Origin of the sequence: Verminephrobacter eiseniae EF01-2 (genome assembly GCF_000015565.1) — a bacterium.
GTDB lineage: Bacteria > Pseudomonadota > Gammaproteobacteria > Burkholderiales > Burkholderiaceae_C > Acidovorax > Acidovorax eiseniae.
In genome coordinates, this window is sequence record NC_008786.1 from 1161671 (window position 1) to 1177450 (window position 15780).

The following is a 15780-nucleotide window of genomic DNA, read 5'->3' on the forward strand; positions in this document are numbered from 1 at the left end:
AGCACCCGAACCACTGGCGCCCTCATTCCATGGAGCCGAACGCATTGCTGACCCAGGCCGGTGCCCATCCGGCGGCCCAGGTCGTGGCCTACTCGACGGCATTGCCCAGCCTGCCGCGCGCCGTGGCGCTGCTGATGAGCGAATTGGCCCACGAGCCGCCCTGCCTGCGGCGCCTGAACCAGATCTTTGGCACCGACCCGGCCCTCGCCGCCCGGCTGCTGGAGCAGGCCAATGCGTCGGCCATCGGGTTGCCGCGCCAGATCGCGGGCATTCCCGAAGCGCTGGCGCTGCTGGGCCAGGAGCAACTGCGCGCACTGGGCACCTCGGCGCCACTGGGCAGCGCGCGTTCGGTGCGGGGCGTGAACATGCGGCAGTTTTGGCGCTACAGCAGCAACACCGCCAGGCTGGCCCGCTCACTGGCCGGCATCGCGCACCAGAACCAGGTGGCCGCCTACACCGCCGGCCTGCTGCATGCGCTCGGTGAGTTGGTGATCCACCTGGCCGACCCGGAAAAGGCCCAGGCGGTCAATACCCTGGTGGCGCCGTTCGACCCGCGCCGCGACAAGATCGAGCAGCGCATCCTGGGCTACAACTACGGCCATGTGACGGCCGGCTGCGCGCGCCGCTGGCAATTGCCCGAAGTGGTGATCGACGCCTTGCAGCACCAGAGCGCGCCGTTTGACAACCAAGTCTATGAGCCGCTCGCAGGCATCCTGCACCTGGCCGCTTGGCGCGCCCGTGCCCGCGAGGCCGAAATGAGCGAAAAGGCAATCGCCGTGTCCTTCCCGGATGAAATCGGCCTGGCCTTGGGCCTGGACATCGACATGGTGCTGCAACAAGACCCGATCGACTGGAGCGTCCAATCCGTGGCCGCCGATCACGATTTGGATATATAGCGCGCCGCGCACGGAATCCCCGCAGACCAGACCGTGCGCCCCGGGCGCAGGCCGATCGCGTGAACGCCGGGTTCGCGCCCGAGCGCCGCCGCGCGGCCCCTCCTGCCCAGACCGGCGTCGGGCGCGCACCGTGGGCAGTGGCCGCCAGCAGGCAATGGGCAATAGGCAATGGGCAATGGGCAATGGGCAATGGGCAGAGCGTCGAATTCACCGCGAAATTCGGGCGCGAGCTCCAGGAACGCCCGGGAACGGCAAGGCGCGGCAGGCATTCGATGCGCTGCTGGACCCGTTGGCGGATACCGTCATCCCCGGCTTTGAACGCTTCGGCGGCGTCTCGACGGCCCGCGCCGCATCGTGACCGTCGTCTGTTCAGGGCCGGATGCCCCAGCCGAAGGGGTCGCTGTCTTCGATCAGCAGCGTGGCTTCGGCGCTCATGTGCGCGCGGCCGCGCAGGGTGGGGATGATCTGCGCGCGCCCGTGCCGGGGCTGGCCGTCCGCCAGCGCATAGCTGGCCTCGAACTGGCTGCCGATGATGCTGGCCTGGCGCCAGATTTGGCCGGGTTGCAGCTTGCCGTCGGCGGCCAGGCAGGCGAGCTTGGCGCTGGTGCCGGTGCCGCAGGGTGATCGGTCGTAGGCCCCGCCCGGGCACAGCACGAAGTTGCGGCTATCGGCCCGATCGTCGTCGGCAAAGAGTTCGATATGGTCTATCGCGCCGCCGTCGTCGCCACGGATGCCCTGCGTTTGCAGGGCCTGCCGGATGGCGCTGGTGTAGTGGCTCAGGGCTGGCAGGTTGTCGCTGGCCACGCGCTGGCCATGCTCGGACACCAGAAAGAACCAGTTGCCGCCCCAGGCCACATCGCCGACCACGCTGCGCTGGCCCGGCACCTGCAGCGCGAGTTGGCGGTGCAGCCGGTAGGCCGGCACATTGCGCACGCTGACCGAGCCATCCTCGTGCAGCGTGGCGCCGACGGTGCCGGCCGGCGTTTCGATGCGGTGCTCGCCGGGCGCGATGCGGCCCAGGTAAGCCAGCGAGGCCACCAGTCCGATGGTGCCGTGGCCGCACATGGCAAGGTAGCCGGTGTTGTTGAAGAAGATCACGCCGGCGGCGCTGGCCGGGTCTACGGGCGGGCAGAGCAGCGCGCCGACGATGACGTCGTTGCCGCGTGGCTCCAGCACCGTCGCCGCGCGCCAGGCGTCATGCTGGCCGGCCAGCAGCGCGCGGCGCTCGGCCATGCTGGCGCAGCCCAAATCAGGAAAGCCGTCGAGCACCAGCCGCGTGGGTTCGCCGCCGGTGTGGGAGTCGAGCACCCGTATGCGTCGCATGAGATGCCGGGCTGCAATATGTCAATAGCTGCCCAGCGGCACGGGCAGGCCGTTCCTGAAGATCTGCACCGTGATCGGCGCCTGTTTCAGGTTGCCCTTGTCGTCGTAGGAATAGGTGGTGGCCACGCCCTGGTAGCTCGATTGGTACATTTGCGCGCCGACCTTGTCCGGCTGTACCGATTGGGTCTTTTGCATGGACTCGGCGATGAACATCATCTGGTCGTAGAACGAGGCCGCATAGACATCGGGGTCGCGGTTGAAGCGCGCTTTGTACTTGGCCATGAAGGCCGGGCCGTCGGCGACCTTGGTGAGCATCGAGCCGCCCTGGGCGCAAATGACGGTGTCGTTGACCGCATCACCGCCGAGCTTGCCGACCTCGACGCTGCACAGGGTGTCGCCGCCGAGCAGTTTGGCGGGCAGGCCCAGTTGCTTCATCTGGCGCGCCATCGGCGCGGCCTGCGGCGCGTAGCCGCCAAAAAAGATCGCCTGCGGCTGCCGGGCCTTGAGGCTGGTCAGGATGGACAGGAAATCGGTGGACTTGTCGGTGGTGAACTCCTGGCCCACCAGGGTCAGTCCCTGCTTTTTGGCATCCTTGGCGAACTGCTCGGCCACACCCTGGCCGTAGGCGGTGCGGTCGTCGATCACGGCGACCTGGGTCACCTTGAGCACCTTGGCCGCATAGGCCGCCATGTTCGAGCCGATTTGGGTGTCGCCGGCGGTGATGCGAAACAGGTTCTTGTAGCCGCTTTCGGTCACCTTGGGGTTGGTGGCCACGGTCGAGAGCATGGCCCCGCCTTCGCTGTACACCCGCGATGCAGGAATGGCCACGCCCGAGCAATAAGGCCCCATGACGTATTGGATGCCGCTGTCGATCAGCTTTTGCGCGACGCTGACGCCGGTGCGGGCGTCGCATTGGTCGTCTTCGGAGACCAGATCGAACTTCAGCACCTTGCCCCCGACCATGATCTTTTTCACATTGAGCTCTTCAATGGCCAGGCGCACGCCGCTTTCGTTGTCCTTGCCGGCGAATGCATTCGGGCCGGACAGGGGGCCGGTGTGGCCGATCGCGACGCGCTGCTCTTGCGCCAGCGCCGTCGCCGACAGCAGCGTCAGTGTCGCCAAGGTGGCGGAGATCATGAGTCCGGTTTTTTGTGTCATGGCAGGTCTTTGCGGGAGGGTGGGATGGGGGGTTGGGAAAGGGGCGGTCACAGTGTCAGGCAAGCGACCGGTATTCGGCGGGGCGCGTGTCCAGCGCGTGCCGGACGATGCGTTCGATGGCAGCGCGCTCCGGGCCGATCAACGGCAGGCGCGGGCGGCGCATATGCTCGGTGCCTACGCCCACCAGCACGTCGATCAGCTTGAGGTTTTGCACCAGCTTGGTCGAGACATCCAGGTGCAGCATGGGCGTCATCCACTGGTACAGCGCAAGGGCCTGGGCAAAGCGGCCGGCCTTCATCAGTTCGTACAGCGCCACGGTCTCGCGCGGGAAGGCGCAGCCCACGCCGGCCAGCAGGCCATCGCAGCCCAGGGCCAGGCCTTCGTAGGCCAGGTCGTCGACGCCCAGGAAGAGCTGGTAGCGCTGGCCCACGGTGTTGCGCAGATCGGTGATGCGGCGAATGTCGTCGCTGCTTTCCTTGATGGCGCTGATCCACTCGCAGTCGGCCAGCTCCAGCATGTGCTCGGGCTTGAGGTCGACGCGGTAGGCCACGGGGTTGTTGTAGACCATGATCGGTTGCTGTGCGGCCTTGGCCATGGTGCGCACGTTGAGCATGGCTTCGCGCGCATCGGCCACGTAGATCACCGATGGCATCACCATGAAGCCGGCCACCCCGAGCCGGTTGGCGCCATCGATGTAGCGCAGCGCTTCGCGGGTGCTGGTTTCGGACACATTGGCCAGCACCGGAACGCGGCCGGCGGCGGCCTGCAGCGCAATCCTGGCCACTTCGAGCTTTTCTTCCAGCGTCAGGGTGCTGGCTTCGCCGAGCGAGCCGCAGGTGACCAGGCCATGGATGCCGTTGCGGATCTGAAAGTCGATATGGCGGGCCGTGCCTTCGGCATCGAGGCTTTCATCGGCGTGGAACTTGGTGGTGATGGCGGGGAAAATGCCTTGCCAGCGGGGACTGCTCATGGGCGGGATTTTTTGCAAAGTGGCGCAACGGGACCGAGGGGCTGAAGGGCGAGGGCCGACATGCTGTGGCCTGCAACGGAGGGGCGTGCGCAGGTATGGAGGTGCAAAGACGACAGGGTATGGTAGTCGAATGTCCGTGGCCCCCTGGTCAGGGTTTGTCATGGTTCGTATCGTGGCACCGGGCAAAGCGGCAAAGTGTGACGAGCATCTTTCATGCCAGCGCTGGTTGGCGCGCGGCTGCATGCGGCCACGCCTTGCGCTTGAAAAACCCCCTGGCAGGAAGGCGTTCCGGATCGAAGCCCCGCTCTGAGGTGTTGGCGCCACGGGTGCTGGAGGCTGCCGGGCAACTGTCCAAGGCTTTGGGCTATGTCAAGGGCTATTTTGGCGCGTGATGCGCGTGATGCCAGGCGGTGATCGGCGGATGGTCAGGTGGTCAGGGCCTGGACCACCGCATCGCCCATTTGCGCCGTGCCCACCCGGGTGGTGCCCGGGCTGTGGATGTCCGGCGTGCGCAAGCCCTGGGCCAGCACTTTTTGCACCGCTGCTTCGATGCGCCCGGCGGCGGCTGGCTGGTTCAGGCTGTAGCGCAGCATCATCGCGGCCGAGAGGATGGTGGCCAGCGGGTTGGCCAGGCCCTTGCCGGCGATGTCCGGGGCGCTGCCGTGGCTGGGCTCGTACAGGCCCTGCTGGCTGCCGTTGAGCGAGGCCGAGGGCAACATGCCGATGGAGCCGGTGAGCATCGCGGCTTCGTCCGAGAGGATGTCGCCGAACATGTTGCCGGTGACCACCACGTCGAATGCTTTGGGCGCCTTGACGAGTTGCATCGCGGCGTTGTCGACGTACATGTGCTGCAACTGCACGTCCGGGTACTGGGCATGGATTTCGGTGAGCACGTCCTTCCAGAACTGGGAGGTCTCCAGCACATTCGCCTTGTCTACGCTGGTGAGCTTTTTGCTGCGCTTGCGGGCGGCCTGGAAGGCCACATGGGCGATGCGTTCGATCTCGGGCCTGCTGTAGCGCATGGTGTCGAAGGCTTCTTGCGCGCCGGGGAAAGGGCCATCTGCCGCCTGGCGGCGGCCGCGGGGCTGGCCGAAGTAGATGTCGCCGGTCAATTCGCGGATGATCAGGATGTCCAGGCCCGCGATCAGTTCGGGCTTGAGGCTCGATGCGCCCACCAGTTGCTCGTAGCAGATGGCGGGGCGAAAGTTGGCAAACAGGCCCAGGCTCTTGCGCAGACCCAGGATCGCCTGCTCGGGGCGCAGCGACCGGTCGAGCTGGTCGTATTTCCAGTCGCCGACGGCGCCGAACAGGATGGCGTCGGCCTGCCGGGCCAGGCGCAGCGTCGATTCGGGCAGCGGGTGGCCATGGGCTTCGTAAGCGGCGCCGCCCACCAGGGCCGATTCCAGCTCGAACTTCAGCCCCAGCGCGTTCAGCACCTTGACGGCCTCGGCGACGATTTCCTTGCCTATGCCGTCACCCGGCAAAACTGCGATTTTCATGGGTCGCTACATTTTCAATAGCCTCTGGTGCAGGTAAATGCTGCGCCAGAGGCTTGGGTTGTGTTTCTTGTTCAACGCATCATGGTCCGCGCCAGCCAGGGCTTGGTGGCCAGGCGCTGCGCTTCGAAGGCCCTGATCTTGTCAGACTGGCGCAGGGTCAGCGCGATGTCGTCAAAGCCGTTGAGCAGGCAGTATTTGCGAAACGGCTGCACATCGAACGCGATCTGGGCGCCTTGTGCGCGCACGACGAGTTGGCGCTCCAGGTCGATGGTCAGATGGTAGCCAGGGAAGGCCAGCACTTCGTGGAACAACTGGTCCACGGCGCTTGCGGGTAGCGCGATCGGCAGCAGGCCGTTCTTGAAGCAGTTGTTGAAGAAGATGTCGGCAAAGCTGGGCGCGATCACGGCCCGAAAGCCGAACTGCTCCAGCGCCCAGGGCGCGTGCTCGCGGCTGGAGCCACAGCCAAAGTTCTTGCGCGCCAGCAAGATGGCGGCACCTTGGTAGCGCGGCTGGTTCAGCACGAAGTCGGGGTTGGGCCGGCGGCTGGCCGGGTCCTGGCCGGGCGCGCCATGGTCCAGGTAGCGCCATTCGTCGAACAGGTTCTGGCCAAAGCCGGTTTTCTTGATCGACTTCAAAAACTGCTTGGGAATGATCGCGTCGGTATCGACGTTCTCGCGGTCGATCGGGGCCACGAGGCCATGGAGTACCGTGAATTTCTGCATGGTGGGCGTCCTTCGGGCGTTCTTGCGGGGGTGCTCATTGTGCGGCCCGCTCGATCGCGTTGCCGGCTTCGCCTATGTCCTTGCCCACTCCTTTGACGGTGTTGCAGCCAGCCAGCAGGCAGGCCAGCGCGAGGGTGAGGGCGATGAGGGTGGCGCTCCTGGTCATGGCGTGCCTCCTTTCAGGCAAATGCGCGGATATCGACGAAATGGCCGTGCACTGCGGCAGCGGCGGCCATCGCGGGGCTGACGAGATGGGTGCGGCCCCCGGCGCCCTGGCGGCCCTCGAAGTTGCGGTTGCTGGTGCTGGCGCAGCGCTCGCCGGGCTCCAGGCGGTCGGCGTTCATCGCCAGGCACATCGAGCAGCCGGGTTCGCGCCACTCGAAGCCTGCGGCCTTGAAGATGTGGTGCAAGCCCTCGCGCTCGGCCTGCTCCTTGACCAGGCCCGAGCCGGGCACCACCAGGGCCAGTTTCACATTGCCCGCCACTTTGCGGCCGAGCTTGCGGACCACGGCGGCGGCGGCGCGCATGTCTTCGATGCGGCTGTTGGTGCATGAGCCGATGAACACTTTGTCGATGCGGATGTCGTCGATCGCCTTGCCGGGGGCCAGCCCCATGTAGCTGAGCGCGCGCTCGATGGCGTCGCGCTTGCCGGCGTCTTTTTCCTTGTCCGGGTCGGGCACGCGGGCATCTATGCCCAGCACCATCTCCGGCGAGGTGCCCCAGGTGACCTGCGGGCCGATGGCGCTGGCGTCGATCCGGACCACGGTGTCGAACGGGGCATCGGCGTCCGAGTGCAGCGTCTTCCAGTACGCCACGGCCTGCTCCCATTCGACGCCGTCGGGCGCGAGCGGGCGGCCTTTGACGTAGTCGATGGTCTTGTCGTCGACCGCCACCAGGCCGGCGCGCGCGCCGGCTTCGATGGCCATGTTGCATATGGTCATGCGGCCTTCCATCGACAGGCTGCGGACGGCCGGGCCGGCAAACTCGATGGTGTAGCCCGTGCCGCCGGCGGTGCCGATGTGGCCGATGATGGCCAGCACCAGGTCCTTGGCCGTGATGCCCGGGGCGAGATGGCCTTGCACCTGCACCAGCATGTTCCTGGCCTTTCTGGCCAGCAGCGTTTGCGTGGCCAGCACATGCTCGACTTCGGAGGTGCCTATGCCATGCGCCAGCGCGCCAAAGGCGCCGTGGGTCGAGGTGTGGCTGTCGCCGCAGACCACGGTCATGCCGGGCAGGGTGGCGCCGTTTTCCGGGCCGATCACATGGACGATTCCCTGGCGCTGGTGCATGAACGGAAAGAAGGCCGCAGGCTGGAGCTGCGCCATGTTGTCGTTCAGCGTGGTGATCTGCTCTTTGCTGACCGGATCGGTGATGCCGTCATAGCCCCGCTCCCAGCCCGTGGTGGGCGTGTTGTGGTCGGCCGTCGCGACGATGGAACTCATGCGCCAGACCTTGCGGCCCGCCACGCGCAGGCCCTCGAACGCCTGGGGGCTGGTGACTTCGTGCACCAGATGGCGGTCGATGTAGAGGGTGGCGGTGCCGTCCTCTTCGGTGTGGATGACATGCTCGTCCCAAATTTTGTCGTACAGGGTGCGTCCCATGGCGTGGCTTTCCTGGTTCAGGCGGGTGGCCGGGTTTCGGATTTTAGTGTTCGGGGTGCTGCTGGCGCGTATGGGCGCAGGGCACATGGTCGCGCACTCCATATGCCGCGCACGCGGTTCGGGCCACGATCATGGCGCGGGGTGGATGGTGGGCCGTGCTGGATTCGAACCAGCTACCAATCGATTATGAGTCGACTGCTCTGACCAATTGAGCTAACGGCCCTGGTTCTGCCGGGTTCTTCTGCCGCCGGGCGAGCGCCCCATTGTAGGGGGCTTTATTTGCGGTGGCTCAGCGCGTTGGACAGCAGCCGCGAGGTGATGTCCACGATTTGTATCATCCGGTCGTAGGGCATGCGGGTCGGCCCTATCACGCCCAAGGTGCCTACCATCGTGCCGTCGACCTCGTAGGAGGCGCTGACCACCGAGAGCTCCTCGAAAGGCACGACCTGGCTTTCCCCGCCGATGTAGATGCGCACGCCTTGGGCCTGGCTCGATATGTCCAGCAGCCGCAGGATTTGCGTCTTTTGCTCGAACAGATCGAAGGCCCGGCGCAGGTGGTCCATGTCGCTGGAGAAATCGCTGACCGCCAACAGGTTGCGCTCGCCGGAGATCACGACTTCATCCTGCACATCGGATAGCGCCTCCGAGCCGACATTCACTGCGGCCTGCATCAGCGCCGCAATCTCATTGCGCAACATGTCCACCTCCGACTTCAGACGCTCGCGCACCTGCTCCATCGCCAGGCCGGTGTAATGCGAGTTCAGGAAATGGGAGGCTTCGATGAGCTGCGCCTGCGAATAATCGATATCGGTGAAGATGACCCGGTTTTGGACATCGCCCTCGGGCGAGACGATGATGACCAGAAAGCGCCGCTCCGAAAGCCGCAAAAACTCGATGTGGCGGAACACCGAACTGCGGCGCGGCGCTATCACCACCCCCACGAACTGCGACAGGCTGGAGAGCAACTGCGCCGCATTGGCGATGACCTTTTGCGGCTGCTCGGGCGCCAGTTCGGGCGCGGTCAACGGGTCGCGCTGCACCGTCAGCATGGTGTCGACAAACAGCCTGTAGCCGCGCGCCGTGGGTCTGCGGCCTGCCGATGTGTGCGGGCTGGCAATCAGCCCCAAATCTTCCAGGTCGGCCATCACATGGCGGATCGTCGCCGGCGAGAGGTCGATCCCGGACGCCTGCGACAGGGTTCTGGAGCCTACGGGCTGCCCATCGGCGATATAGCGCTCGACCAAGGCTTTGAGCAACAACTTGGCACGGTCATCCAGCATGGGGGGATTTTAATGATGTAATTTCGCGATGACGTCCAATTTCCGCCATGTTGCCCTCATTGGCAAGTACCAGGCTTCGTCCGCAGGCGCCATCGGTGAGAGTTCGCGCCAGGCGCTCGACGGCATTGCCCGGTTTTTGCAGCACCAGGGTTGCAGCGTTGCCATCGAGGTGGAAACGGCCAGCAATACCGGCTTGCTGCACTACCCGTCGCTGACGGTCGAGGACATCGGCGCCCGCTGCGATCTGGGTCTGGTGGTAGGGGGCGACGGCACGATGCTGGGCATAGGCCGCAGGCTGGCCCGGTTCGGCACGCCGTTGGTCGGCATCAACCAGGGGCGCCTGGGCTTCATCACCGACATCCCGTTCGATACCTACCAAGCCACCTTGCCCCCGATGCTCGAAGGCGACTACGAGGAGGATTCGCGACCGCTGATACAGGCTTGCGTCATGCGCGCCGGGCAGGTGGTGTTCGAGGCGCTGGCGATGAACGATGTGGTCGTGAACCGGGGGGCGACCGCCGGCATGGTGGAACTGCGCGTGGAGGTCGGCGGCCGCTTCGTGGCCAATCAGCGGGCGGACGGGCTGATCATCGCATCGCCCACCGGATCGACCGCTTATTCGCTGTCCGCTGGCGGCCCGATGCTGCATCCGTCGATTCCTGGCTGGGTTCTGGTTCCGATCGCGCCGCATACCTTGTCCAACCGCCCCATCGTGCTGTCGGACGCCACCGAGGTGGCGGTCGAAGTCGTCAGCGGCCGGGATGTCAGCGCCAGCTTCGATATGCAGTCGCTGGCCTCGTTGCTCCATGGCGACAGGATTTTGCTCAGCCGGTCAGCGCATTGCGTGCGCTTTTTGCACCCGCAGGGCTGGAACTACTTCGCCACCTTGCGCAAGAAACTGCGCTGGAACGACGGAGACCCCTGACCATGGCGCTCAGACGAATCACGCTGCGTGACTTTGTGATCGTTCAGGCCCTGGAACTGGAGCTGGATGCGGGCTTCACGGTGCTGACCGGAGAGACCGGCGCCGGCAAATCGATACTGATAGACGCGCTGCAACTGGCACTGGGCGCGCGCGCGGAGGCGGGCGTGGTGCGCGAGGGGGCGCACAAGACGGATATCTGCGCAGAGTTCGACTGCCCGGCCCATGTGCTGCCGTGGCTGCAAGAGGCCGGCTTTGACGGCGACGATCTGTTGCTGCTGCGGCGCACGGTAGATGCGCAGGGCAAGAGCCGCGCCTGGATCAACGCCACGCCGGCCACCGCCGCCCAGTTGCGCGCGCTCGGCGACATGCTGCTCGATATCCACGGCCAGCACGCATGGCAAAGCCTGACCCGCCCGGAATCGGTGCGCGGCCTGCTCGACGCTTTTGCCGCAGTCAGCGCCGCCGAGACCGCCGCCCGGTGGGCACAGTGGCGCGCGGATCAAAAAGCATTGCAGCAGGCCAGCCAGGCCCAGGCCGGTTGGCAGCAAGAGCGTGAGCGCCTGCAGTGGCAAATCGGCGAAGTCGACAAATTGGCGCCAGCGGCTGGCGAATGGGATGAGCTCGATGCGCAGCACCGGCGCCTGTCGCATGCCCAGGCGCTGGTCGATGGGGCCGATGGAGCGATCCGGAGCTTGCAAGACGACGAGAGCGGCGCCCTTGCCGGTCTCGCACGCGCCCATGCGCTGCTGCAAGCCCAGGAACATATCGAGCCGGAGTTCGCCAACCTGGCAGAGATTCTTTCATCGAGCCTGGCGCAAGCCAGCGATGTGCTGCGTTCGCTGCAATCGTACCTGCGGCGCGCGCCGCTCGATCCTCAGCGCCTTGCTGCGCTCGATGCCCGCATGTCGCTGTGGATGGGCCTGGCCCGCCGGTACAAACGCCCGCCGGCACAACTGCCCGCGCTGCTCGACGACTGGAAAGCCCAACTGCGCCAGCTCGATAGCGCCACTGATCTGGAGCCACTGCAAGCGGCACAAGCGGCCAGCGCCAAAGCCTATCAGGCGGCCGCGCGGGCGCTGTCCGTGGCCCGCGCCAAGGCTGCGCCCCGGCTATCGACGGCCATCACCCGGGCCATGCAGGGCCTGGGCATGGAAGGGGGAAAGTTCGAGGTCGCGGTGAGCAAGGCCCAGGAGCCGGCCGCCCATGGCATCGACGAGGTGGCCTTCCTCGTTGCCGCGCACCCGGGCATGAGCCCCCGGCCGGTTGGCAAGGTGGCCTCGGGGGGCGAACTGTCGCGCATCTCGCTGGCGATTTCGGTCACGACCAGCGAACTGGGCCTGGCCCCTACGCTGATCTTCGATGAAGTCGATGCCGGCGTCGGCGGCGCGGTCGCCGAAACCGTGGGCCGGCTGATGCAGCAATTGGGCCAGGCGCGCCAAGTGCTGGCCGTGACCCACCTGCCCCAGGTGGCGGCATGCGCGCACCGGCACCTCGTGGTCACCAAGCAAAAGGGCGCAGCCGGCACCAGCAGCACGGTGCTGGCCGTGCAAGGCGAGCAGCGCATCGCCGAGATGGCCCGCATGCTCGGCGGAGAGCGCGCGACCGAGACCACGCTGGCCCATGCGCGCGAGATGCTCGGCGCCGCAGGCACGACCCGGCAAACCCGGCAAACCCGGCAAACCTCGCCAGGGCAAGACTGATGGTGCTGGAAATCGTGCTGATCACAGGCATGTCGGGATCGGGAAAATCCGTGGCCCTGCATGCGCTCGAAGACGCCGGGTATTACTGCGTCGACAACCTGCCGCCGCAACTGCTGCCGGCCTTCGTGGCGCTGGAGCACCACCACCACGGCAACCGCGTTGCGATTGCGATGGATGTGCGCAGCGCGACCTCGCTGCACCAGGTGCCGCAAGAATTGCACCGCCTGCGCAGCCAGGGCGTGGCGGTGCAATCGATTTTTCTCGATGCCACCATCGACACCCTGGTCCGGCGCTTTTCCGAAACGCGCCGCCGCCACCCGCTGTCGCATGACGATCCGCAACAAGAACGCAAGGCCCTGGTGCAGATCATCGATCTCGAGCGCGAACTGCTGGCCGACCTGCGCGAAGCATCGCATGTCATCGACACCAGCCAGATACGGGCCTCACAACTGCAAAGCTACGTCAAAAGCCTGATGCCCGGCGCGCAAGGGCAATTGACGCTGGTCTTCCAATCCTTCGCCTTCAAGCGCGGCATACCCATGGATGCAGACTATGTGTTCGATGTGCGCATGTTGGCCAACCCCTATTACGAACCGGCGCTGCGCGAGCTGACGGGCCTGGACGAACCGGTCGCGGACTTTCTGCAACTCCAGCCGGATGTGGACCTGATGCGGGCCCATATCGAGCAATTCCTGGCGCATTGGCTCGAACTGCTCGACCGCAACCACCGCAGCTATGTCACGGTGGCCATAGGCTGCACCGGCGGCCAGCACCGCTCGGTCTATCTGGTGGAAAGACTGGCCCAGTCCTTCGGCAATCGCTGGACGGCATTGAAACGGCACAGGGAGCTGGACGGGCGCCAGTGAGCGTGAGTGGCGGTTTTGGTCGGCGGCTTTGGTTTGGCCGCCAATCACCGCCTGGTTTGCGTGGCGGCCAGCAGTTTGCGAATCGGCGCCGGCAAACCAAGCGCCGGCCATCGGTCGGGCCCCAGCCATTGGCCATCATCGGATGGGCGGGTCACGAAATTCCCACGGACCAAGACCGGATGCAAATGCAGGTCCCTGTGCGTCAGCACATGCACAAAGGGCGGCAATCGCTCTTGCACCAGATCGCGCCCGGCGCCCAGCGCAGCCACGAAGGCCGCCAGAGAGGCCGTGTCGGCGAAAACCGGCACGCAATGCAGACCCGCCCAAATGCCCGTCGGCGGGCGCCGCTGCAGCCACACCTGCTCTTGGCCATCGCGCACCAGCAGCAACTGCCAGGACTCCGGGCGCCGGGACAGTTTGCGCGTCCTGACCGGATAGCGCTCAGGCGCGCCGTCCCTGAAGGCCACACAAGAGCCCGTCAACGGGCACAGTGAACAGCGCGGCGCCTGCGCCGTGCACAGGGATGCCCCCAGGTCCATCAGACCCTGGGTGTAACGGGGCATGGTCTGCGCCAAGTCGCGCGTGGGCAACAAGGACTGCGCCAGTTCCCACAGCAAACGCTCATTGCCGGCCGATGCCAGATCCCGGGCGAAACCGGACAAACGTGTCAGCACCCGCCGTGCGTTGGCATCGAGAATCGGCACCCGCTCGGAAAAGCAGAACGCCGCGATGGCCCCCGCTGTCGATCGGCCGATGCCGGGCAGCGTCGCCAACGCCTCGGCGGTATTCGGGAACGCCCCGCCATGCTCGGCCATCACCTGCTGCGCACAGCGGTGCAGATTGCGTGCGCGGCTGTAGTAACCCAGGCCGCTCCAAAGCCCCATCACTTCGTCCCGGGGCGCTTTGGCCAGAGCGCCGACATCGGGAAAGCGCGCCAGAAAACAGGCGTAGTACTCCAGCACGGTACGGACCTGGGTCTGCTGCAGCATGATCTCCGACAGCCAGACGCGATACGGATCACGGCTGTTCTGCCAAGGCAGATGATGGCGGCCATGCGAGGCTTGCCAGGCCATCACGCGCTCGGCGACTCCTTGCACACTCACTGGAGTACCTGCGCCTGCGGTATGAGCGCCTTCGGGCGGCCGTGCGTCGCTCATCGCGCGACGCCACGCATACTGGCCGGCGCCATCCCGGACCAGGCAATGGGCCTGGCCCGGCACTCCTGCAACGGGCGCTCGAACGGCGCAGCGAATGCCCGCCACCAGAGGCCATGCCGGTCGAACGGCTGCTTGAACGATAAGCCCACTTTGCTCCCGAAAATCGATGAACGGCGTGTAACGCAGCCAGCACCGGCACCGCAGATGCCGGTGCGCCGAAGTCTAAACCGGGAATCGGCAATGCCTGGGCCGCAGCATTTCCTGCCTGGCCCGCCATACGGCGTCAGCCATTGCTCGTTGGGGAATTTTCTCCAGGCCGCATCAGCATCAGGCCCACGCCGGCTGCCAACAGCACGCCGAAGGTGCCCAATGCCATCTCGAGGCCAAAGTTGTCGGCAAGGATTCCTGTGAAAACCACCGGCACGCTGAAACCCACATAGGCCATCAGGAAAAATCCTGAACTGGCTCGCGCTTTCCGGGCGCCGGCAAGCGCGGCAACGCCGGACAATCCGCCGAGATAGATAAATCCGTAACAGGCACTGCTGGCAACCAAGGCGCCGACGAGCACCAATGCCACATTGCCTTGCAAGGCGCCCCACGAGAGAAGGGCATATGCCGGCGGCAACAGTATCAAACCCGTTCGGGTCGAGCGGGTCGGACTGAGTAACCGTCTTCCGAGTCAAGTGCCGTGCAGCGATTTATCCCAAGGTTTGCCGGTTCTGACCATGGCGTTGAGCGTGGTCAGGAGTTTGCGCATGCACGCCACCAGAGCGACCTTGGGCAGCTTGCCGGCAGCCTTGAGGCGTTCGTAGAAGGCCTTGATGGCCGGGTTGTAGCGAGTGGCAGTCAGCGTTGCCATGTACAGCACACGCCGGACCTCGAAGCGTCCTCCTTGCACCCGTCGTCGGCCCTTGCTGCTGCCGGAATCGTTGGCCATGGGCGCCACGCCTACCAGGGCTGCGATCTCGCGCCGGTTGAGCCGGCCCAGTTCGGGCAACTCGGCAATCATCGTGGCGCTGGCCACCGGACCAACGCCTGCGGCCGACTGCAGCAGCCGGTCCAGATCGCCGAAGTGCTCCCGCACATGGCCCACCATCTGCGTCTCCAGCTCATTGAGCTGTGCCTTGATGGCAGCCACGATGGCCTCGATGCTTGGGTGCAGCTTCGCGGGGGTGATCTGCAGGCGCTGGCGTTCGGAATGAAGCATGGTCAGCAGCTGGCGCCTGCGTGTGACCAGCGCAGCCAGCCACTGCTGGCACTCGTCGGTCAGGGGGCGCAGGAAGCGGCTCAGGTCTTCGCGGCGCAGCAGCACCGCGGCCAGCTCCGCGAGCATGCGTGCATCGACCGCGTCGGTCTTGGCCAGCCGGCCCATGGACTTGGCGAAGTCGCGCGCCTGGCGCGGATTGAGCACCGCCACGGGCAGGCCTGCGGCCTGCAGGGCACACGCCAGCGCCACCTCGTAGCCACCGGTGGCCTCCATTACCACCAGGCCCACATCCAGGGGCTGCAAAAGCGCTGCAAGGGCCGAGTGGCCTTCAGCATCGTTGGTAAACCGCTGGGCCCCGCTCTTGGGCTCCAGCACACAGACATCGATGTGCGCCTTGGCTACGTCGATGCCCACCGTCATTGAGGTAACAGACATGATCTTCAGATCCCTTGCTTGTGCATGCGCGCTCAAGCTTG

At 65.8% G+C, this 15780-nt stretch carries 16 protein-coding genes and 1 tRNA gene; 5 read left to right on the forward strand and 12 right to left on the reverse strand.

Features of this window, described 5'->3' with window-relative positions:
* Window positions 1–29: 29 nt before the first annotated feature.
* Window positions 30–896 carry an HDOD domain-containing protein gene (locus VEIS_RS05130; protein ID WP_011808831.1) on the forward strand — a complete coding sequence of 289 codons (867 nt, stop codon included), beginning with the start codon at window positions 30–32 and terminating at the stop codon, window positions 894–896.
* Between the two features lie 175 nt (window positions 897–1071).
* A complete protein-coding gene (locus VEIS_RS28290) occupies window positions 1072–1254 on the forward strand; it encodes a hypothetical protein (RefSeq protein WP_157048404.1) in 183 nt (60 codons plus the stop codon).
* Between the two features lie 11 nt (window positions 1255–1265).
* Here the strand turns inward: VEIS_RS28290 and VEIS_RS05135 are convergent, their stop codons facing one another.
* The 9 genes from VEIS_RS05135 to hrcA all read right to left on the reverse strand — a co-directional run bounded on the left by VEIS_RS05135 (window position 1266) and on the right by hrcA (window position 9449).
* Complete coding sequence (locus VEIS_RS05135) at window positions 1266–2219, reverse strand: 4-hydroxyproline epimerase (protein ID WP_011808832.1); 954 nt, start codon at window positions 2217–2219, stop codon at window positions 1266–1268.
* 21 nt (window positions 2220–2240) lie between these two features.
* Window positions 2241–3377, reverse strand: a complete 1137-nt coding sequence (locus VEIS_RS05140) for a branched-chain amino acid ABC transporter substrate-binding protein (RefSeq protein WP_011808833.1) — start codon at window positions 3375–3377, stop codon at window positions 2241–2243.
* Between the two features lie 55 nt (window positions 3378–3432).
* Window positions 3433–4347 carry a dihydrodipicolinate synthase family protein gene (locus VEIS_RS05145; RefSeq protein ID WP_011808834.1) on the reverse strand — a complete coding sequence of 305 codons (915 nt, stop codon included), beginning with the start codon at window positions 4345–4347 and terminating at the stop codon, window positions 3433–3435.
* A 425-nt stretch (window positions 4348–4772) separates the two neighbouring features.
* A complete protein-coding gene (gene leuB, locus VEIS_RS05150; RefSeq protein WP_011808835.1) occupies window positions 4773–5846 on the reverse strand; it encodes a 3-isopropylmalate dehydrogenase in 1074 nt (357 codons plus the stop codon).
* 71 nt (window positions 5847–5917) lie between these two features.
* A complete protein-coding gene (gene leuD, locus VEIS_RS05155) occupies window positions 5918–6568 on the reverse strand; it encodes a 3-isopropylmalate dehydratase small subunit (RefSeq protein WP_011808836.1) in 651 nt (216 codons plus the stop codon).
* 34 nt (window positions 6569–6602) lie between these two features.
* Entirely contained in the window at window positions 6603–6734 is a 132-nt protein-coding gene (locus VEIS_RS05160; RefSeq protein ID WP_041949820.1) for an entericidin A/B family lipoprotein, read from the reverse strand.
* A gap of 13 nt (window positions 6735–6747) precedes the next feature.
* Window positions 6748–8169: a 3-isopropylmalate dehydratase large subunit gene (gene leuC / locus VEIS_RS05165; protein ID WP_041950552.1), complete on the reverse strand. Its 1422-nt coding sequence runs from the start codon at window positions 8167–8169 to the stop codon at window positions 6748–6750.
* 146 nt (window positions 8170–8315) lie between these two features.
* Window positions 8316–8392: transfer RNA gene (locus tag VEIS_RS05170), tRNA-Ile, on the reverse strand.
* Window positions 8393–8444: 52 nt separating this feature from the next.
* The gene (hrcA, locus tag VEIS_RS05175) at window positions 8445–9449 is read right to left on the reverse strand and encodes a heat-inducible transcriptional repressor HrcA (RefSeq protein ID WP_011808838.1); all 1005 of its coding nucleotides are present in this window, start codon (window positions 9447–9449) and stop codon (window positions 8445–8447) included.
* 28 nt (window positions 9450–9477) lie between these two features.
* On the opposite strand from hrcA, the gene VEIS_RS05180 reads away from it, so the two are divergent.
* From VEIS_RS05180 to rapZ, 3 genes are read left to right on the forward strand one after another with little or no spacing between them, the layout of a single operon-like run.
* Window positions 9478–10374 (forward strand): NAD kinase, encoded by an 897-nt coding sequence (locus VEIS_RS05180; RefSeq protein ID WP_011808839.1) that lies wholly within the window; start codon window positions 9478–9480, stop codon window positions 10372–10374.
* Window positions 10375–10376: 2 nt separating this feature from the next.
* Window positions 10377–12074, forward strand: coding sequence for a DNA repair protein RecN (gene recN / locus VEIS_RS05185; protein WP_011808840.1), 1698 nt, complete (start codon window positions 10377–10379; stop codon window positions 12072–12074).
* The gene (gene rapZ, locus VEIS_RS05190; protein ID WP_011808841.1) at window positions 12074–12940 is read left to right on the forward strand and encodes an RNase adapter RapZ; all 867 of its coding nucleotides are present in this window, start codon (window positions 12074–12076) and stop codon (window positions 12938–12940) included. The genes recN and rapZ overlap by 1 nt, the downstream gene beginning before the upstream one ends.
* A gap of 44 nt (window positions 12941–12984) precedes the next feature.
* On the opposite strand, the gene mutY is transcribed toward rapZ, so the two are convergent.
* From mutY to VEIS_RS05205, 3 genes are all read right to left on the reverse strand, one after another.
* Complete coding sequence (mutY, locus tag VEIS_RS05195) at window positions 12985–14097, reverse strand: A/G-specific adenine glycosylase (RefSeq protein WP_011808842.1); 1113 nt, start codon at window positions 14095–14097, stop codon at window positions 12985–12987.
* Between the two features lie 283 nt (window positions 14098–14380).
* On the reverse strand, window positions 14381–14686 hold the full coding sequence (locus VEIS_RS05200) for a hypothetical protein (protein WP_041949822.1): 306 nt from the start codon (window positions 14684–14686) through the stop codon (window positions 14381–14383).
* 90 nt (window positions 14687–14776) lie between these two features.
* Complete coding sequence (locus tag VEIS_RS05205) at window positions 14777–15739, reverse strand: IS110 family RNA-guided transposase (protein WP_011808318.1); 963 nt, start codon at window positions 15737–15739, stop codon at window positions 14777–14779.
* Between the last annotated feature and the right edge of the window lie 41 nt (window positions 15740–15780).